Below are 17,854 nucleotides of genomic sequence, written 5' to 3' on the forward strand. Positions count from 1 at the left end.
AATGTCCAAGTAAATGATAAAGATGTAATTAATTTAACATTTTCAAATCTGAGCTCACAGTAATAAAGTCAATGAATTGTATAAATTATGCTGAATTGAACAAATTATGGGAATTATTTAGATAAGGTGCTCATTTAAAGAAATTTCGTTTTCTATGATATTGACGCTGCAAGTTTAGACTGTAGGTTGTTAAAAATAATTTTTAAAAATGAATAAATTTAAAAAGAATAGTCATAATTCAGATATTTGTTTTTAATAGTAATAGAGTAAACACACAAGAATTAATCAAATTTAATTGCAAACTCTTTAAACTTCATTCTCGAAATTTAACAAGTTCATGTTACAATACGCGCCAATCTTAGCACGGCTTAAAAGCCCTACATTAATAGGACCTCGCTAATGTTTGCCAATATCTCTATTGCTGACTTTGATCCAGAATTAGCTCAAGCTATTACGAGTGAAGATGCTCGTCAGGAAGCTCATATTGAGTTAATCGCTTCAGAAAACTATTGCTCTCCAGCAGTAATGGAAGCTCAAGGTTCAAAACTCACTAACAAATATGCAGAAGGCTACCCAGGCAAACGCTACTATGGCGGTTGTGAATATGTAGACGTGATTGAACAATTGGCAATTGACCGTGCTAAAGAACTCTTTGGTGCTGATTACGCGAACGTTCAGCCTCATGCTGGTTCTCAAGCAAACTCTGCAGTTTATCTAGCGCTTCTTAACCCAGGCGATACTGTTTTAGGTATGAGCTTAGCTCACGGTGGTCATTTGACTCACGGTGCTAAAGTTAGCTTCTCTGGTAAAACATATAATGCGATCCAATACGGTTTAAATCCAGAAACGGGTGAAATCGATTACGAAGAAGTAGAACGTTTAGCTGTAGAACACAAGCCACGTATGATTGTTGCAGGTTTCTCTGCTTATAGCCAAATCGTTGATTGGCAGCGTTTCCGTGAAATCGCAGACAAAGTAGGCGCTTATCTATTCGTTGATATGGCTCACGTTGCTGGTCTTGTTGCTGCTGGTGTTTATCCAAGCCCAGTTCAAATTGCTGACGTAACTACAACGACGACTCACAAAACACTTCGTGGTCCACGTTCAGGTTTAATCCTTGCTAAAGCAAATGAAGAAATTGAGAAAAAACTTCAATCTGCTGTATTCCCAGGTAACCAAGGTGGTCCTTTAGTTCATGCTGTAGCGGCTAAAGCAATCTGCTTCAAAGAAGCAATGGCTCCTGAATACAAAGCATATCAACAACAAGTTGTGAAAAACGCGCAAGCAATGGCTGAAGTGTTAATCGAACGCGGTTATGATGTTGTTTCAGGCGGAACTAAAAACCACTTGTTCTTGTTGTCTCTCATCAAACAAGACATTACAGGTAAAGATGCTGATGCTTGGTTAGGTGCGGCTCACATCACTGTGAACAAAAACTCTGTGCCAAACGATCCACGTTCTCCATTCGTAACTTCTGGTATCCGTATCGGTACTCCAGCTGTAACAACTCGTGGTTTCGGTGAAGCAGAAGTACGTGAACTTGCAGGTTGGATCGCGGATATCTTAGATTCTAAAGGTGATGAAACTGTCATCAACGCTGTGAAAGCTAAAGTTGAGACTGTATGCGCTAAATTCCCAGTTTACGCAAAATAATCTTCGACTTGAGAAAAGCCCCCTCAAGGGGGCTTTTTTATTGAATGTTGGAATGTCAAATCTGTCATTTTTAGATAGTTCTGATATAACTGATGTATCTATTAATTATTCAATTGTCGTTATACATTTGAATTGGAGCAGAAAATGAGCCATCCAAATATTATTATTTCTGAACAGGATTTAAATCGTTTAGAAACCATGTTGGAACATCAGAAGCAGGTAACTCCAACGATGGAGCATTTAGAAAATGAGTTGGCTCGTGCTGAAGTCGTACAGCCTAAAGATATCCCTGCCAATGTAGTAACGATGAATGCTAGAGTGCTGATAACGGTTGCACCGTCCACTGAATCTACAGAGATTGTGCTGGTATATCCCCATGACTTTAAAGGTGAAAAGGGGCAGGTTAATGTGATTGCACCTATTGGTGCAGCAATCCTAGGTTTGGCGGAAGGACAAGAAATTGAATGGCCTCAGCCTGATGGGCAAACAATGAAAGTGAAAATTGATAAAGTGCTCTATCAGCCTGAACGTGAGGGTATATATCTTTAACTAAAAAATAAAGCCTCTTGTGGAGGCTTTAAAGTTTATTATTTCATCGTGGTTTGTTGCATATATTTATTTATATAAGTTTCGCGTATTTCCCTGCGCTGCTCGGCAGTCGTCGCGTTCATCATTTTTTTACGCAAATCATTTCGTTCACTTGAGCTCATCTGTTGCCAAGTTTCGCGCATTTGTATTTTTTCTTGTTCAGGCAGTTTAGTAAACCAATCCATTCTTTGTTGTAGAACAACACTTTGCTCTTCAGGAATTTCTTTCAAATTTTGATAGCGTTTAATCAGTGCTTTTTGTTCTTCTTCAGAAAGCGATTCCCAAGATTCATTAAGTTCAGAATTATTGTCTTTCGAGAAGATCCAAAAACGTTCATAGCCTGCAAAACTGGTTTGTAAAAAACCTAATGTGCAGAGTGCAATCGCTAAGCCTTTAGCTGCCATGAGCTGATTTATCCTCACCAAAAACAGATAACATTTCTAGATCTTCCATCATTTGCGGAGAAAGTTTAGGGGTGACAATCACTTGTTGTGGGCTTGGAGCTTCTTCCAAATCAAATGCATTTGGAAGTACCACAAATCCTGTGATCGCGGCTGCTAATGCAAAACCAGTAACTTTCCAAGTCATCAACTGAGAAAATAACGGTTTGTCTTTAATCTCATCGAGTACATGCTCCATCACGACCGCTTTATTGCGATGTTGTGATGCCAGTACATTCAATTTTTCAGTCACTTGTTTCGTAAATTCATCATGATTCATTCGATGATCCCCCGTCATTTGGGTTTAAGTGAGACAAAGCAGATCTTAAGCCCTGTATAGCTCGATGGTAATGGGTCTTTACACTGCCTTCTGAACAATTCATGATTTCGGCTGTGGTTTGTGTATCAAACCCTTCCCATGCTCTCAACATAAATGCTTGTTGTTGGCGAACAGGTAACTTAGAAATTGCATTTTGAATCTCCTCAACAGCCATCTCTTGTGCAAGAAATTGCAGCGGATTAGGTGTTGATTCATCCACAATATTGATGGTTTCGTCATCATCTTCATCGTGGTTATTTTTTTTAAATAACGAGAATGGAAAAGCCCGTCGAGATTCTTTACGACGCCAATCCTGAAGTTTGTTATTTAAAATGGTATAGAAAAGGGGATACCACTCTGCAGTGGATTTATCAGCATAAGATTTATGCAAAGATATAAAAGCTTCTTGGACTAAATCCATGGCAATGCCATTGTGTCCTTGAGTTGCGCTTTCCATCATCACCAATGCACGCCCAGTGACGTCTTGCATAAAATATTTAAGACGTTGTTCAGCCGTATTCAAAAGAACACTCGAATCTTCAGGCTTGACTTTTTTTGGTGCTAAATCCATAGAGATGGAAAATCCCGTCATTGGGTACCCACCATTATTTTCTAATCGTTACTTATATAACGTCAAAACATAATGGTAGGTTGACAATCTAAGCAACTATTTTTTAGCAGTTTAATAGATTTTTTTATTTTCAGTGACTTCGTTAATATATTTTAACGAATCATATCCGTTGGCGTACCATTTCAAAGAAACAAATCGATCCGGCAACTGCAACGTTTAATGATTCTTGACCACCCGGTTGGGGAATGGTAATTGCTGAAGCATGCGCAAGGGCATATTCCGAAACGCCTTGACCTTCATTGCCCAGTACCCATACGCAAGCTTGAGTTAAGTCTTTTGCATATAAACTTTCTGATTCATGTGAGCTCGTGACATACACGGGAATTTTGAATTGAGACAGCACATCTTCAAGCGCAACGTTTTCATAGGTTTTTAATGAAAAGTGCGCACCCATTCCTGCTCGTAATACGCGAGGAGACCACAAAGATGCTGAACCTTTGGTGCAAACAATTTGTTCAATACCTGCAGCCGCAGCTGAACGAAGTAATGTACCCACATTGCCTGGATCTTGAACATTTTCAAGAATTAAAGTGTCTTGAGTATAATCTAGAGCATCACGTTGAGTTGGTAAATCTACAATCGCTAAACATGCTAAGGTGGTTCCTAGCGTGCTAATGTCTTTATAGAGTGATTCACTAATAACAAACACTGAACCCGTATAGTGTTGTGCGATTTCGTCAAAATCGGCGTGTTCCATTGCTTTTTCAGTGGTAAAAATCGAATTCAATTTACGATTTTTTTCTAACCAAGCTAAGCACAAATGTGTGCCTTCTAGAACAGTTTGGCCTTGCTTTTTACGGTAACTATTTTGATCAATTAAACCACGTAAATGTTTAATTTTCGGGTTGTCTTTAGATTCTAAAAAGATAATGGCCATTCAGTTTGACTTCCATGAGAGCCTAAATCAATAGGCTCTCAATTGTAAATTATTGATGATAAGCAGTAACAAGCTCAACTTCATTTTTTGAACCAATGACGACTGGTACACGTTGGTGAAGTTCAGTCGGTTGGATTTCCATAATACGCACGCGACCTGTTGTCGAAGCACCGCCTGCTTGTTCCATGAGCATACTCATTGGATTTGCTTCATACATAAGACGTAAACGACCAGCTTTTTTAGGATCTTTGGTATCGTAAGGATATAAGAAGATCCCACTACGGCAAAGAATACGGTGGATATCACCGACCATGCAGGCAACCCAACGCATGTTAAAATCTTTTTCACGTACAGATGTTTTACCCGCTTGTAGCTCACCAATATAGCGTTGAACAGGTTCTTCCCAATGACGTTGATTTGAAGCATTAATGGCGTATTCTTTTGTATCGGCATCCACTTGGATATTTTCAGTCGTCAACAGGAATGTTTTTGACTCTGGATCAAATGTAAAGAAAACAGTACCTGCACCAACGGTTAATGCCATCATAGTTGATGGGCCATATAACACATAACCAGCTGCGACTTGTTCAGTACCTGCTTGAAGGAAATCTTCTGCTTGTGTCACTGAATTTTTGGCAGGTAGGATAGAGAAGATGGTGCCAACACACATATTGATATCGATATTACTTGAGCCATCTAGTGGATCGAATAAAACTAAATACTTACCGTTCTCTTGTGCTGGGGTAAACTCATCGAGTTCTTCAGAAGCTAAACCGCCTACATTTTCGTTGTTTTTTAGCGCATCAATTAAATAGTCATTTGAAATAACATCTAATTTTTTTTGCGCTTCACCTTGTACGTTTTCATTACCAGCACTACCTAACACACCCGCTAAGGCACCCTTTTGCAATGCTGAATCGATGGTTTTACACGTTTCAGCAATTGTTTCAATCACATTAGAGAGTTCAGGCGTTAGATTTCCTTGTTGTTGTGCAAGATATTGTGACAAGGTGAGGTATGACATTACAAGGACGCTCCTAAAAGCTTTAAAAGAATAAAATTTGGATCTTGGGTTATTTTAGATGAGTTCAGTGCAAAATAGAAATTATCCTGCGTTATTTGTGGTGATTTTGCACTTGCCAGAGTTTTAGAACATGGTATGTTGATAGGAGGATGATTTTAAAAGGAGCTTTAAAATGAGCATTCAAAAGTTTGAAGCAACTCCAACGCCAGGTGAGGCAATCGACTTAAACGAAATTAGTTCAGAGAGTTCCAAGGAAGCATGGAAACAGTACGAGGCTAAACCTGAATATAAAGAGTTTAATAAGCATGACATGATTGAGTCTATGCAAGTGCCCATGCCAGACTCGCAAAGGTCTTAAACCTGATATAAAAAAAGCGCTCGAATTGAGCGCTTTTTTTGCATTCATTAGCGAAGAAGTGGTGGCACTGCTTCATAATTGAGTTCTACACGACGGTTTTCTTTCCACGCAGCTTCATTGTTACCTGTATTAATTGGCATTTCTTTACCATAACTCACAGCTTCGAGTTGGTTTGGATTTACACCATTTGTAACCAAATAACTTTCAACTGCTTTGGCACGTCGCTCACCCAAAGCCATATTGTATTCACGCGTTCCACGTTCATCGGTATGACCAGTTAATGCGATTTTAGAGTTTGCATTTGCCAATAAAAATTGTGCATGTGCTTGGAGGGTTTGATAGTCCTCAGTAGATAGCTCACTGCTGTCATAATCAAAGTGAACAACACGTTTAGCCAAGAAAGCTTTATTGGCTTCAGTTACCCCTTTAGCAGAAGCACCCGTTAAGTTTTGAGCATTTAATGCTGCATCTTCACTGAGACCAGTCGTATTCACAGACGTTGACGTTGATGGTGGTGTCATCGTAGTGGTATCTGTAGTTGCTGGTTTACGGCTTGCGCAACCCGTCATTACTAAACTTACAGCAATGAGTGGAAGAGCAAACGTTTTAATCGCGTTCATGTTCATCTCCTTGAAAGATTAAATTCGATTATTTAGGTGCCCAAGCAGGTTCACGAACTTCACCTTGTTCGCTAGGTAAATTCATGCGGAAGCGACCATCTGTAGACATAATCGATAACAATCCACGGCTGCCTTCACGTGTCGCATACACGACCATTTGACCATTTGGTGAAAAGCTTGGTGATTCATCTAAACTGGTTGGCGTTAAAATGTTCGTGATTCCAGTTGAGATTTCTTGAATTGCTACCTTATAGTTGCTGCCTGAAGGGCGATGTACTAAAGCAACATATTTACCATCGGCACTTAAACTTCCACGTGCGTTGAATGCTCCGCGGAAAGTTAAACGTTTTGTTAAACCATCAGCAAACGTGTAATGGTAGATCTGTGCTGAACCACCACGGTCTGAGGTAAAGATAAAACCTTTACCATCTGGGGTATAGCGAGCTTCTGTATCAATTGCTGTATTATTTGTCATACGCTTCACTTGGCGCGTATTTAAATCCATTTGATAAATTTCAGGGTTGTCATGCATTGAAGCAGTGAACAACATGCTTTTACCATCAGGGGAAAAACTTGGCGCACCGTTTAAGCCACGGAAGCCAGCTAATTTTTCACGTTGTCCAGTCGCTAAATCTTGAACATAGATCGCTGGACGTTTGGTTTCGAATGAAACATAAGCGATTTTTTTGCCATCAGGCGTCCAAGCAGGGGATAAAATTGGATCGCGCGAACTCAATACAGTGCGTGGTTGTTCGCCGTCCGTATCTGCGATTTGTAAAGTGTAGCGATTATCAGGAGTCGCAGGATTTCGCAAAACATAAGCGATGCGACCACTAAAGTCACCAGGAATACCTGTTAATGCTTGGTAAATCGCATCACTGATCATATGTGCTGCAGATCGAATGCGCGATGGTGGTACAGTTAATAGTTCATTGAGCAAATATTGTTGTTTTTGGACATCATAGAGTTGGTAATGAACAGCCAATGAACCATCAGGATTGGTTTTAACTTCACCATTCACAACATAAGGTACGCCTGCAGATTGCCAAGCAGCACCATTGGCTTGATTGATGGTTGCTGTTGCAGGTAAATTTTTAGATGAACTGGTAAAGCGACCTGAACGGTTTAAATCTTGCTCTACAACAGGGTATAAGCGTTGATCACCTAGGAATGGCACGATAGCAATTTTTGGTGCTTCTTCAGGTGCTTTAGCAATTTCAAGATGAAGCTGTGCATAAGAGGTCGTAATGAGAGCAGGGCTAAATGCTGCCAAAATTGCTAAACCGAGAAGATGTTTTGAGATCATTTTCATGAGAGGTCACGTACTCAAGATACTAATTTTTCGAATATTCTAGCTTTTTAGCATATAGCTCCGTACCGAATCTATATAAAGCGTGTAATTATCCGCAATTCATGAAAAAACCTTTCGACGAATCGAAAGGTTTTTTATTATTTCACGGTGAATGAAGAAGTGAAACTACGAGCTTCACGCCTTGCATCAGGATCGGATGGCATCGGATATGGTGCTGCTGCACGAACAGCCTGTTCGACACTGGCTTTGACATCTGGATCTGATGCATTGACGATGACTGAAGTCACAGAACCACTGTCAGATAATGTCACGCGTGCTGTCGCTTTTTGACCTGAAGAGCCTATTGGCATTCTCCAAGCACCTTTAATTTTTTGCTCAAAGTCTCTTTTTGCTGAAGAAGCGATGCGTTTAGATTCAGCTTTTTTGTTGGCTGCTTCTTGTCTAGCTTTTTCAGCTGCAGATTCTCGAGCTTCAGCTTCGGCACGTTCTCTGGCTTCGGCATCCGCTTTTCTTTGTGCTTCCTGACGAGCTTTCGCATCAGCTTCCGCTTTAGCTTTGGCATCAGCTGCAGCCTTAGCTTTACGATCAGCATCCTGTTTGGCTTTTGCATCTGCTTCCGCTTTAGCTTTACGATCAGCATCTTGTTTTGCTTTGGCTTCCGCAGCAGCTTTGGCTTTCCGATCGGCTTCTTGTTTTGCTTTAGCATCGGCCTCTGCCTTAGCTTTCCGGTCAGCTTCCTGCTTAGCTTTGGCTTGAGTTGCCTCAGCTTTAGCTTTACGATCAGCTTCTTGTTTCGCTTTTAAAGCCGCATCAGCTTTCGCCTTTTGTTGTTGTTCCTGTTTTGCGCTTTGCTCAACTGCTTTGGCTTTTTGGGCGGCTTCTTGTTTAGCTCTAGCATCGGCCTCAGCTTTAGCTTTACGATTCGCTTCTTGAGTCGCTTGACGTTGTGCTTCAGCCGTTGCTTTACGTTCGGCTTCTTGTTGAGCTTTAACCGCAGCCGCTTGCTCAGCTTTACGGTCGGATTTTGGCTCTTCAACTTTTGGTTGAGCTGGAGGAGGTACAGCAGGTGCAACAGGAATCACTGGTGCATTTTGAATTGGGTCATTGGTCTGTTGAACATTTTCTTGAACGTTCTGGTGCGCTGTATCTGAATGATCAGATTCAACCAATGGCGTGGGTTCAGGTGGTACTAGATCCTCAGGTTTCACTAAAACTGTTTTAACAGTTTTAGTTGGCTCAGGAGGTTGAGTCAATCCAAGAAACAATAAGCCTGTGATCGCAATCACATGGACCGCAACAGTGAATCCGATTGCAATTTTCTTTTCTTTTGAAAAGCGGGAGTTAGATTCTTTCATAGCTTATTGAATCGGTTTGGTCAGCAAGCCAACTTGATTGATCCCTGCATCTTGTAAGTTAGACATGAGCGTCATCACCTCACCGTAAGGTCGAGTATTATGACCATTGATGACGACACTAAATTGTTTATTCTCACGTTCAGCAATTTGTTGTGCATCACGAAGTGTCTGTTGTAATTCCTGCAAGCTCAGTGGACTTGGTTGGCTACCCTTGTATTCTAAAAAGTATTGTCCTTGTTGATCTAAAGTCACCATAGCTGGTGCATCCTTAGATTCAATCGGTACACTGTTTGCTTCAGGTAAATCAACTTTTATGCCACTTGTGATCATTGGTGCAGTCACCATAAAAATCACCAAAAGTACTAACATGACGTCAATATAAGGAACTACATTCATGTCACTGTTAAGTGGCTTTTTGATGCGTTGGAAACGCCCTGAACGACGAACGGCCATTTATTCAGCTTCCTGTGTAGAACCCACAGAACGACGTTGTAAAAGCGCCACCATTTCTTCAGCAAACAAGGAACGATCTGAGTAAATTTCTTCACTTTTGGCCGTATAGTGGTTGAATGCAAGTACTGCAGGAATCGCAGCAAATAAACCAATAGCAGTCGCAATGAGGGCTTCCGCGATACCTGGTGCGACAGTTGCTAGTGTCACTTGATCGACTTGGGCTAAGCCGATAAAAGCATTCATGATGCCCCAAACTGTACCAAATAAACCAACATAGGGTGCAACTGAACCAATACTCGCAAGCGCACTGAGACCTTGTTCCATACGGCTCTGATCTCGGCTTAAACCCACCCCAAGAATACGCTCTGTGCCATCAATGACTTGTGCTGTTTCTGCTTTGGTTTTTTTGAGTTTGAGAAACTCTGCAAAACCAAGATAAAAAACATCTTCCAAACCTTCACGCTTAGAGTTGACTTGAGCATTGTTATATAAGGTGTTGAGTTCTGCACCAGACCAAAAAATCTTCTGAAAATGATCATCGCCTTGGCGAGCTTTCTTAAACGTCATATGTAACTTGGCAATAAGGTACCAGCTAAAGAGTGAAGCCAGTACCAACACCAGCATGACCAGTTGTACGACTGGACTCGCTTGAAGAATTAAATCTGTGACGTGAAGTGAAGATTCGAGTTGTGTTGCCATAGTTACATGTGCCAATCATATTTTTATGCGTGGGCTAATTCTTTTTCGATTAGATCACGGATTTCATTTGGAATTCTCAGCGGTTTCATTTCAGCGCTAATACACGCCAATTCTACTTCCCCTGAAGCTAGCATGATTTCACCACGATAAATATTTTGTTGCAATACAAAAGACGTTGCTTTACACGAAACTACACTTGCTGTAACAGTAATTAAGTCATCCATTAATATTGGACGTGAATATTTAAGCGCTAATTTATGCACGACAAAGTTGTAATCTTTTTGATGCCAGTAATGTGAAATCCCTGAAGCGCGTAACCATTCTGTACGTGCGCGTTCCATAAAGCGAATATGATTGGCATGATAAACAATGCCTCCTGCATCTGTATCTTCAATATACACTCGGATTTGAAATTCAAATTTGTTCGCCATACAGGTGTTCCATTACTTTAAATAGTCCAGTGTTTTGCAACATTCTTGACAAAGAATGCGAAACGCTGATTGATACAATGTTTGAAAGGCTTGAAGTTTAGCACTCCATTTTTACAGACCAATGGCACAAGATTTCAAAAATAGCTGTAGATTGGGCGAAATATTTTAAGATGAAAATGCAGATCTAATTGAATTTTATTCATGTATGGCATAGGGCTTGCTTAAATAATTTCACATGAAATTTATAGTTGGATTTGGGTGTATGTTAAAAAAGTTAGCTTTATCGATTTCGATTGCTACATCAATATTAAGTTTTTCGACTTTTAGTTCGGCTGAAGATTTTAAAATTTTAAAACAGATTGAAAGCAAGCCAACTTTACTAAAAAAAGGGGAATATGCTGGACACTATTATATTCCAAGCACACTCAATACTATTCAATGGGGTTATCTACCGAATAAAGATGCTAAGCCAGTTTTAACGGTTCCATCGGGGAGTCATGTGACTTTTGATACAGTGTCACATGAAGGTTTATTAGAGGATCAAGGGCGTGATGCTGAAAAATACTTTACATCTAAAGGTGTTAAAAAAGAGCACATTTTAGATGAAGCGAAATTGATCACCCGCTCTAATTTAAAGCATGATTTCCATAAAGATGGTCCACACATTATTACTGGTCCGATCTACGTTGAAGGTGCAATGCCGGGAGACGTGCTTAAAGTTGAAATATTGAAAATAGAACCACGTGTTCCTTATGGTGTTATTTCGAACCGCCATGGTAAAGGTACATTGCCTGAATTCCCTAAACGACAAAAACATGATCATGCTTCGCCAGAAAATCCAGATGCTTATGGCAATGTTTCAGTATTTACACCCATTGCGCAAAATAAAGAGGGTGTATGGGAGGGGGTGATTCAAACAGAATCTGGTAAAGCGATTCGTTTTCCATTAAATCCGTTTATGGGAACAATGGGTGTTGCACCAAATACCAGCGAACCTGTTCACTCAGTTCCACCCTCATTTTATGGTGGAAATATTGATATTAATGATTTAACTGCTGGGGCAACCGCTTATTATCCTGTTCAAGTTCCAGGTGCATTATTCTACACAGGTGATAGTCATTTTGTTCAAGGTGATGGTGAAGTTGCATTAACTGCTTTAGAAGGTTCAGCGCGTGCAACGTTTAAAATTAGTGTGTTAAAAGCGGGTAAAGATCATATTCCAGGTAAGCAACTTTCTCAGCCATTAGGTGAAAACGATCAATTTTGGATTACACCTGGTTTAGATGAAGATTTGGATGAAGCAATGCGCAAATCTACGCGTGAAGCAATTAATTTCTTAGTGAATGAATATGGCATAAGTGAAGAAATTGCATATGCTTATCTCAGTGCTGCGACTGATTTTGAAGTTTCTCAAGTTGTAGATAAAACCAAAGGCATCCATGCGATGATTCGTAAAGCAGATTTCAAAGAGTTCATCGAGCAGAAATAAATTTTTGAAATAAAAAAATCCTCCATCAAGGAGGATTTTTTTATGATGCTTAAGATTTGTTATTCCAATCTTGTTGAACTTGTTGTGCAATAGTCGGATAGTCCATCACAAAACGAATGTGGCTTTCAACGCCAGTTTTTAATGTCGCATCATCTACAATAAATTGAGGGTTATGATTGGGTGCAGCCTTACTCATCTCTTGATCTTGAGGTGTTGCACCAATGAAAATGAACAATGAAGGCATAAGTTGACCATAATAGGCAAAGTCTTCACTTGCACTCGCATTGTTCTCGAGCACATGTAATTTATCTTCGCCATGAATTTTCGCAAGTGAGGGCGCGATGAGTTGAGTTAGTGTTTTATCGTTCGTAGTGACGGGGGCATAAGCGGCAATTTCTACTTTGGCTTTTACGTCATTTGCATGAGCATTATGTTCGATGAGCTTTGGTAAATCCTTGAGAATATTCTGGCGGACTTCTTCACTATTTGATCGAATCGTGCCAACCATATTGACTTGCTCTGGTATCACATTTCCTACCGTTCCACCTTGGATACTGCCAATACTGATTGCCCCCATACCTTTGGTTAAATCTGCACGACGGCTGATCAAACTCTGCATATTACTAATCATTTGAGATGAAGCATAAATGGGATCACGTCCTAGCCATGGCATAGAACCATGAACTTGTTTTCCACTGACATGAATGCGCAAATGATCTGCACTGTTTAAAATGGTGCCATCTTTATAAAAAATATGACCACTTGGCATACCCGCCATAACATGCATACCGAAGATCACTTCAGGCTTAGGATTTTTTAAAGCCCCATCTGCAATCATCTTACGTGAACCAATTTGATCGCCATGGCTAAAGTTATCAATATCTGCTCCACCTTCTTCAGCTGGTTGGAAGACAAACACAACAGTACCTGCAATTTTATCTTTATTTTCCGAAAGCACTTTTGCAGCGCCGAGTAACATTGCTGTGTGAGCATCATGTCCACAGGCATGCATCACTGGCGTTTCTTTACCTTGATAGGTTGCCTTTGCTTTACTCGCAAAAGAAAGTCCTGTTTTTTCCTCGATAGGTAATGCATCCATATCTGCACGTAATGCCATCACTGGGCCAGGTTTTGCACCTTTAAGAATTCCGATTACACCTGTTTTGGCATAGCCTGTGCGGACTTCAATTCCATATTTTTTTAATTCTTTTTGAACCAGAGCCGAGGTTTTAAATTCCATATTGCCGAGTTCGGGATGTTGGTGAATGTGCTGTCTTAATTTGATGGTATGTTGTTCAACCGCGTTCACACCGTCATCAACCCAATCTGCAAAACTCAAGGTTGAAGAAAGGGACAAGATAGTACAAGCAGAAATTAGCCTAAGTGATATCATGAACTCAATGTCCTAAAAATCCTAAAGTTTTATGAGCTTCTCATTCACTTCTGATGGTTGCAAAACTTAACAGGTATATCGAAATACATGAAAAGTATAGTGACCATGAAGCATTGATTTTTAATGCTTTATCCATAGATTTAAAGTTGTTATTATTTGTAAATTATTCATTTTGAATAATTTTTTAATAGTTGTGGGGGAGTTAATGAGTGTTGAAGAAGAACTAAAGCATAATCAAGATGTCATGATTCAACTGCCGTGGACTGTTCCACAGCAGCCGTTATTAATGACACAAATTCAGGTTGACCCTGAAACAAAGAAAATTCCACTCGATATAAAACATTCAACTGATACGACAGCGATTTGGATTACTGGATTATCATTTATCGTGACAGCATTCATTGTATATATGTCCACAAAGCAACAGATAAAAGCGAACATAGAGTTAATAGAGAGTCAAAAAGATCATTTTGAAAAAGAATTAGTATTTAAAAACAAACAAGTTATAACTCAAAATTTTATTCAATATGCTTCGAAATTCATTAGTGGACAAGCAAATCTTATTATAAAACTAAGAGACTTTGGGGTATTTTACGGTTCTATTAGTGAAAAGGAAAAATTGGATCGAACTACACATGTGGGGCAGATATATCAAGAGTTAAGAGATATCTCAAATCAAGTTTTACAAGATTATCATGTCTTAGAGCTATTTTTATTGAATAAAGGGCGTTCAATCACCAATTTAGAAGTAAAAAATAGACTGTTTTTTAACTTATTATGGAGATATTTAGAAATTTTATTAGATGAGCCTAAATCAGAGTCATGGTTTAAAAAAGAGGACATAACACTTAGTGATCTGTTAGAACATAGGGAATTTCAAAATATAGGAATTGAGCTTAAAAAGAATTTAGGTGAAGATAATATTACAATTTACTTGCTGCTAAATGAGTTAAGTAGACAGATTAGCAAATTAATTAAAGCCGAATTAAAAAAAGCAGCCTAAGCTGCTTTTTTAAAATCATTTGTCTTTCGGTTCAGGCGGTGTCATCCCAAATTGCAAATATGCCATATTGGTTGCAATACGCCCACGTGCAGTACGCATCACATATCCTTGCTGAATTAAATAAGGCTCAATCACATCCTCAAGAGTACCAGAGTCTTCTGCCATGGCTGCCGCCAACGCTTCAACACCTGCAGGACCACCATCAAAACGCTCTAACAGCATCGACAGGTAACGACGGTCGAGTGTGTCTAAACCATCCTTGTCCACATTCAACATATCAAGCGCACGTTGCGCCATTTCTTGTGTGACTTCACCAGTACCTTTCACTTGCGCATAGTCACGTACACGACGCAGTAAACGGTTTGCGATACGAGGCGTACCACGAGAACGACGAGCCACTTCCTTAGAACCAGCTTCTGTGATTGGAACATCCATCAGATTTGCAGAACGAGTAACGATATGGGTCAAATCTTCAACCGAATAGAACTCTAATCGTTGGACGATACCAAAACGATCTCGAAGCGGAGAGGTCAGTAAACCGGCACGAGTAGTCGCAGCGACTAAAGTGAATGGCGGTAAATCCAACTTAATTGAACGCGCAGCAGGGCCTTCACCAATCATAATATCCAGTTGGTAATCTTCCATCGCGGGATAAAGGATTTCCTCGATCACTGGAGAAAGACGGTGAATCTCATCAATGAATAAAACGTCACCTTCTTCTAAGTTAGTAAGCATTGCTGCCAAATCACCAGCGCGCTCTAACACAGGTCCAGAAGTTGATTTCAAATTACCACCCATTTCACGCGCGATAATATTGGCAAGTGTGGTTTTACCTAAACCCGGAGGACCAAAAATCAAGGTATGGTCTAAAGCTTCACCACGTCCACGAGCTGCACCAATGAAAATTTCCATCTGCTCACGCACAACAGGCTGACCAATATAATCATCTAATGATGTTGGTCGAATGGCACGATCAAAATGATCTTCTGGTTTTTCAGAACCACTGATAATACGGTCTTGCATAATATGAGATCTTATTTATTCATCGATTTTAAAGCAGCACGGATAATATCGGATGCCTCGGTGAAATCACCTTTGACGGCATTGACTAACTTTTGCGCTTCTAGTGGCTTGTAACCTAATGACTGTAAAGCAGCTTCAGCCTCAGCGACAGCAGAGTTACCCGTAAACTGAATTTGCGCTGTTGTAGAATTGGATGTGGATGGATGAGCTGCAAGCGCCTTAAAGCGATCTCGAAGTTCAATCATCAAACGCTCTGCTGTCTTTTTGCCGACACCAGGAACTTTGACTAAAGTGTTTACATCTTCATGTTCAACGGTATGAATGAGCATGTCCACGCTGAGTGTTGAGAGAATACCCAATGCCATTTTTGGACCAACGCCGTTCACTTTAAGTAAAGTGCGGAAAATACTTTTTTCTTGTGCATTGGAAAATCCATACAGTAATTGAGCATCTTCACGTACAGCCAAGTGCGTCCACAATGTGACTTTTTGTCCTTTCTGCAATTGGCAAAATGTTGAGAGAGGTGTATCAACCTCATAGCCAACACCATTTACATTCAATAAAACTGTTGGTGCTTCTAAAGCAAGCACTTCACCAATAAGACATCCAATCATTCAATTATTTCACTTATTTGTCGATGTTAAATTCACTATGTCAGCATAGTAGTGTTCATTGCTTCAGAACGCAAAATCAAAAAACACTTTATGCTCTTTTCCTGAACACTAAATTTAAGGTTTATAAAAATCCAACTTTATTCCCTTGAAGTTCCTGTGCCAAATGATAAGCCTGATGATCCGAAAATTTTGAGATCACATCTAAGACTTGCATGATATTGTCATAATGATCATCACTAAAACGTACACCTAAGCCTGAGATAATAGAGAGTAAACGTCCTTCCTTAAAATTATGAATTTTATTGGGTGTCGTAAGCGGAATAAATGCATCTAGTATGTGCTGTAAGCTTTGATGTGCAATGATTTCTAAACCAGATTTTTGAGGGTGCTCAAAGATTTTCTCCCGCGCTAAATTCTTTGCACAATCAATTCCTCCTTCGATATCGGGCGAGCAATATTGGAGTAAACTACCTTTAAGCTGTCCTGACAAAATTTCAAAATGATGTTTAGCAAAAGCGGAAGTGACTTCATCAACCAAGCGTTTCATCACACGACCACGCAATGCTGCAATCTTTTGTTGCCACGTGGTGTATGGCATTGCAAGTTCAGCAGGCGTGCCATAGTCACCGAGCAGATTTAAAAAAATAGGTTCGACTTGCTCATAGCTGAGCATGTTAAGAATAATGCCATCTTCTAAATCGATCAGGGCATAACAAATATCATCCGCAGCTTCAAGTAAATAGGTGAGTGGATGGCGACAGAAATGATATTCACCATATTGTATGAGACCTAATTGGTGACCAATTTGTTGCAAAATTTCTTTTTCAGATTGATAGCAACCAAACTTAGCTCGTTTACTGGCAGGAGTATTCCCCTGAGAGTCAATGGTTTTAGAAAGCCATGGGTACTTTAAGTAAGCTCCTAAGGTTGCGTAAGTGAGGCGCATTCCACCGTCATTAGGGTGATAGTCAATTTTCGTAAGTAAACGAAGACCTTGAGCATTGCCTTCAAACTGGCGAACATCGGCCTGCTGTTCAGGGGTTAAACTCGATAAAAAATCGCCGTGTGATGCATCATCAAACCATTCACGAATAGCGTACTCACCTGCATGACCAAAAGGGGGATTACCAATATCGTGTGCAAGACAAGCTGCTTGAATAATTGCACCGACATCTGCAGGAGAGATCCACATAGGTAACTCATCACGAATTTTTTCAGCCGCCAGCATTCCCAAAGAGCGTCCGATACAAGAAACCTCAAGGGAATGTGTTAGACGCGTATGAATGCCATCATGTTGAGTCAGGGGATGAACTTGAGTTTTACGGTTAAGTTGCCTAAAACTCTGAGAAAAAATAATACGATCGTAATCTTTATGGAAGGGGCTACGTGCTTGTTCTGTATTTTGTTTTGAACTACCAAATCGAACTGTTGATAACAGTTCCAGCCAACGCATTTGAGTCATTTATCATTATTCATCATTACTGTCTGCAACCATAATGCCAAAAAATCAGTTAAAAATATATGTTGATACGACACAATTTGGCGCTTGAAAACGCATTTTAGAAAAGTTTA

The 17,854-nt window shown here is 40.0% G+C and carries 20 protein-coding genes; 5 read left to right on the forward strand and 15 right to left on the reverse strand.

Translation table 11 applies throughout. From position 1 onward, the window contains the following. The first annotated feature begins 399 nt into the window (after positions 1 to 399). Entirely contained in the window at positions 400 to 1,653 is a 1,254-nt protein-coding gene (gene glyA, locus AC1M9F_RS01010) for a serine hydroxymethyltransferase (RefSeq protein ID WP_035265704.1), read from the forward strand. Between the two features lie 144 nt (positions 1,654 to 1,797). Beyond that, positions 1,798 to 2,202, forward strand: a complete 405-nt coding sequence (gene rnk, locus AC1M9F_RS01015) for a nucleoside diphosphate kinase regulator (protein WP_481588470.1) — start codon at positions 1,798 to 1,800, stop codon at positions 2,200 to 2,202. 38 nt (positions 2,203 to 2,240) lie between these two features. Here rnk and AC1M9F_RS01020 read toward each other — a convergent pair whose 3' ends face one another. From AC1M9F_RS01020 to AC1M9F_RS01040, 5 genes are all read right to left on the reverse strand, one after another. Further along, the gene (locus AC1M9F_RS01020; protein WP_481595544.1) at positions 2,241 to 2,645 is read right to left on the reverse strand and encodes a DUF3106 domain-containing protein; all 405 of its coding nucleotides are present in this window, start codon (positions 2,643 to 2,645) and stop codon (positions 2,241 to 2,243) included. Beyond that, positions 2,635 to 2,961: a hypothetical protein gene (locus AC1M9F_RS01025; RefSeq protein WP_092766070.1), complete on the reverse strand. Its 327-nt coding sequence runs from the start codon at positions 2,959 to 2,961 to the stop codon at positions 2,635 to 2,637. The genes AC1M9F_RS01020 and AC1M9F_RS01025 overlap by 11 nt, the downstream gene beginning before the upstream one ends. Then, positions 2,951 to 3,571: an RNA polymerase sigma factor gene (locus AC1M9F_RS01030; protein ID WP_481597113.1), complete on the reverse strand. Its 621-nt coding sequence runs from the start codon at positions 3,569 to 3,571 to the stop codon at positions 2,951 to 2,953. The genes AC1M9F_RS01025 and AC1M9F_RS01030 overlap by 11 nt, the downstream gene beginning before the upstream one ends. Positions 3,572 to 3,731: 160 nt before the next feature. Then, positions 3,732 to 4,508, reverse strand: coding sequence for a TrmH family RNA methyltransferase (locus tag AC1M9F_RS01035; protein ID WP_035265712.1), 777 nt, complete (start codon positions 4,506 to 4,508; stop codon positions 3,732 to 3,734). Positions 4,509 to 4,557: 49 nt separating this feature from the next. After that, the gene (locus AC1M9F_RS01040) at positions 4,558 to 5,532 is read right to left on the reverse strand and encodes a class 1 fructose-bisphosphatase (protein ID WP_180027536.1); all 975 of its coding nucleotides are present in this window, start codon (positions 5,530 to 5,532) and stop codon (positions 4,558 to 4,560) included. Positions 5,533 to 5,704: 172 nt separating this feature from the next. Between AC1M9F_RS01040 and AC1M9F_RS01045 the strand changes: the two genes are divergently transcribed. Further along, entirely contained in the window at positions 5,705 to 5,890 is a 186-nt protein-coding gene (locus AC1M9F_RS01045; RefSeq protein WP_035265716.1) for an NF038105 family protein, read from the forward strand. 47 nt (positions 5,891 to 5,937) lie between these two features. Here AC1M9F_RS01045 and pal read toward each other — a convergent pair whose 3' ends face one another. The 6 genes from pal to ybgC all read right to left on the reverse strand — a co-directional run bounded on the left by pal (position 5,938) and on the right by ybgC (position 10,760). Continuing rightward, on the reverse strand, positions 5,938 to 6,510 hold the full coding sequence (gene pal, locus AC1M9F_RS01050; protein ID WP_035265718.1) for a peptidoglycan-associated lipoprotein Pal: 573 nt from the start codon (positions 6,508 to 6,510) through the stop codon (positions 5,938 to 5,940). 28 nt (positions 6,511 to 6,538) lie between these two features. After that, on the reverse strand, positions 6,539 to 7,822 hold the full coding sequence (gene tolB / locus AC1M9F_RS01055) for a Tol-Pal system beta propeller repeat protein TolB (protein WP_481596829.1): 1,284 nt from the start codon (positions 7,820 to 7,822) through the stop codon (positions 6,539 to 6,541). 137 nt (positions 7,823 to 7,959) lie between these two features. Next, a complete protein-coding gene (gene tolA / locus AC1M9F_RS01060) occupies positions 7,960 to 9,177 on the reverse strand; it encodes a cell envelope integrity protein TolA (protein ID WP_481596830.1) in 1,218 nt (405 codons plus the stop codon). 3 nt (positions 9,178 to 9,180) lie between these two features. Next, on the reverse strand, positions 9,181 to 9,630 hold the full coding sequence (gene tolR, locus AC1M9F_RS01065; RefSeq protein WP_481589753.1) for a protein TolR: 450 nt from the start codon (positions 9,628 to 9,630) through the stop codon (positions 9,181 to 9,183). Further along, positions 9,631 to 10,329, reverse strand: a complete 699-nt coding sequence (tolQ, locus tag AC1M9F_RS01070) for a protein TolQ (RefSeq protein WP_179998400.1) — start codon at positions 10,327 to 10,329, stop codon at positions 9,631 to 9,633. It abuts the gene before it with no gap. 23 nt (positions 10,330 to 10,352) lie between these two features. Then, entirely contained in the window at positions 10,353 to 10,760 is a 408-nt protein-coding gene (ybgC, locus tag AC1M9F_RS01075; RefSeq protein ID WP_035265725.1) for a tol-pal system-associated acyl-CoA thioesterase, read from the reverse strand. Positions 10,761 to 11,022: 262 nt separating this feature from the next. On the opposite strand from ybgC, the gene AC1M9F_RS01080 reads away from it, so the two are divergent. After that, positions 11,023 to 12,249 (forward strand): acetamidase/formamidase family protein, encoded by a 1,227-nt coding sequence (locus AC1M9F_RS01080; RefSeq protein WP_481596831.1) that lies wholly within the window; start codon positions 11,023 to 11,025, stop codon positions 12,247 to 12,249. Positions 12,250 to 12,298: 49 nt separating this feature from the next. On the opposite strand, the gene AC1M9F_RS01085 is transcribed toward AC1M9F_RS01080, so the two are convergent. Beyond that, a complete protein-coding gene (locus AC1M9F_RS01085) occupies positions 12,299 to 13,642 on the reverse strand; it encodes an amidohydrolase (protein ID WP_481596832.1) in 1,344 nt (447 codons plus the stop codon). Between the two features lie 205 nt (positions 13,643 to 13,847). On the opposite strand from AC1M9F_RS01085, the gene AC1M9F_RS01090 reads away from it, so the two are divergent. Beyond that, entirely contained in the window at positions 13,848 to 14,645 is a 798-nt protein-coding gene (locus AC1M9F_RS01090; RefSeq protein WP_481596833.1) for a hypothetical protein, read from the forward strand. A gap of 15 nt (positions 14,646 to 14,660) precedes the next feature. Here AC1M9F_RS01090 and ruvB read toward each other — a convergent pair whose 3' ends face one another. The 3 genes from ruvB to AC1M9F_RS01105 form a co-directional block, all read right to left on the reverse strand. Continuing rightward, positions 14,661 to 15,668, reverse strand: a complete 1,008-nt coding sequence (gene ruvB / locus AC1M9F_RS01095; protein WP_481596834.1) for a Holliday junction branch migration DNA helicase RuvB — start codon at positions 15,666 to 15,668, stop codon at positions 14,661 to 14,663. 11 nt (positions 15,669 to 15,679) lie between these two features. Then, complete coding sequence (gene ruvA, locus AC1M9F_RS01100; protein ID WP_481594236.1) at positions 15,680 to 16,282, reverse strand: Holliday junction branch migration protein RuvA; 603 nt, start codon at positions 16,280 to 16,282, stop codon at positions 15,680 to 15,682. A 121-nt stretch (positions 16,283 to 16,403) separates the two neighbouring features. Next, on the reverse strand, positions 16,404 to 17,744 hold the full coding sequence (locus AC1M9F_RS01105; protein WP_481596835.1) for a deoxyguanosinetriphosphate triphosphohydrolase: 1,341 nt from the start codon (positions 17,742 to 17,744) through the stop codon (positions 16,404 to 16,406). Positions 17,745 to 17,854: the final 110 nt, after the last annotated feature.

Source organism: Acinetobacter sp. ANC_7504, assembly GCF_056779995.1.

Bases quoted from the DNA above. Each gene is read 5' to 3' on its own strand.
- glyA (WP_035265704.1), top strand. From the start codon at position 400: ATGTTTGCCAATATCTCTATTGCTGACTTTGATCCAGAATTAGCTCAA.
- rnk (WP_481588470.1), top strand. From the start codon at position 1,798: ATGAGCCATCCAAATATTATTATTTCTGAACAGGATTTAAATCGTTTA.
- AC1M9F_RS01020 (WP_481595544.1), bottom strand. From the start codon at position 2,645: ATGGCAGCTAAAGGCTTAGCGATTGCACTCTGCACATTAGGTTTTTTA.
- AC1M9F_RS01025 (WP_092766070.1), bottom strand. From the start codon at position 2,961: ATGAATCATGATGAATTTACGAAACAAGTGACTGAAAAATTGAATGTA.
- AC1M9F_RS01030 (WP_481597113.1), bottom strand. From the start codon at position 3,571: ATGGATTTAGCACCAAAAAAAGTCAAGCCTGAAGATTCGAGTGTTCTT.
- AC1M9F_RS01035 (WP_035265712.1), bottom strand. From the start codon at position 4,508: ATGGCCATTATCTTTTTAGAATCTAAAGACAACCCGAAAATTAAACAT.
- AC1M9F_RS01040 (WP_180027536.1), bottom strand. From the start codon at position 5,532: ATGTCATACCTCACCTTGTCACAATATCTTGCACAACAACAAGGAAAT.
- AC1M9F_RS01045 (WP_035265716.1), top strand. From the start codon at position 5,705: ATGAGCATTCAAAAGTTTGAAGCAACTCCAACGCCAGGTGAGGCAATC.
- pal (WP_035265718.1), bottom strand. From the start codon at position 6,510: ATGAACGCGATTAAAACGTTTGCTCTTCCACTCATTGCTGTAAGTTTA.
- tolB (WP_481596829.1), bottom strand. From the start codon at position 7,822: ATGAAAATGATCTCAAAACATCTTCTCGGTTTAGCAATTTTGGCAGCA.
- tolA (WP_481596830.1), bottom strand. From the start codon at position 9,177: ATGAAAGAATCTAACTCCCGCTTTTCAAAAGAAAAGAAAATTGCAATC.
- tolR (WP_481589753.1), bottom strand. From the start codon at position 9,630: ATGGCCGTTCGTCGTTCAGGGCGTTTCCAACGCATCAAAAAGCCACTT.
- tolQ (WP_179998400.1), bottom strand. From the start codon at position 10,329: ATGGCAACACAACTCGAATCTTCACTTCACGTCACAGATTTAATTCTT.
- ybgC (WP_035265725.1), bottom strand. From the start codon at position 10,760: ATGGCGAACAAATTTGAATTTCAAATCCGAGTGTATATTGAAGATACA.
- AC1M9F_RS01080 (WP_481596831.1), top strand. From the start codon at position 11,023: ATGTTAAAAAAGTTAGCTTTATCGATTTCGATTGCTACATCAATATTA.
- AC1M9F_RS01085 (WP_481596832.1), bottom strand. From the start codon at position 13,642: ATGATATCACTTAGGCTAATTTCTGCTTGTACTATCTTGTCCCTTTCT.
- AC1M9F_RS01090 (WP_481596833.1), top strand. From the start codon at position 13,848: ATGAGTGTTGAAGAAGAACTAAAGCATAATCAAGATGTCATGATTCAA.
- ruvB (WP_481596834.1), bottom strand. From the start codon at position 15,668: ATGCAAGACCGTATTATCAGTGGTTCTGAAAAACCAGAAGATCATTTT.
- ruvA (WP_481594236.1), bottom strand. From the start codon at position 16,282: ATGATTGGATGTCTTATTGGTGAAGTGCTTGCTTTAGAAGCACCAACA.
- AC1M9F_RS01105 (WP_481596835.1), bottom strand. From the start codon at position 17,744: ATGACTCAAATGCGTTGGCTGGAACTGTTATCAACAGTTCGATTTGGT.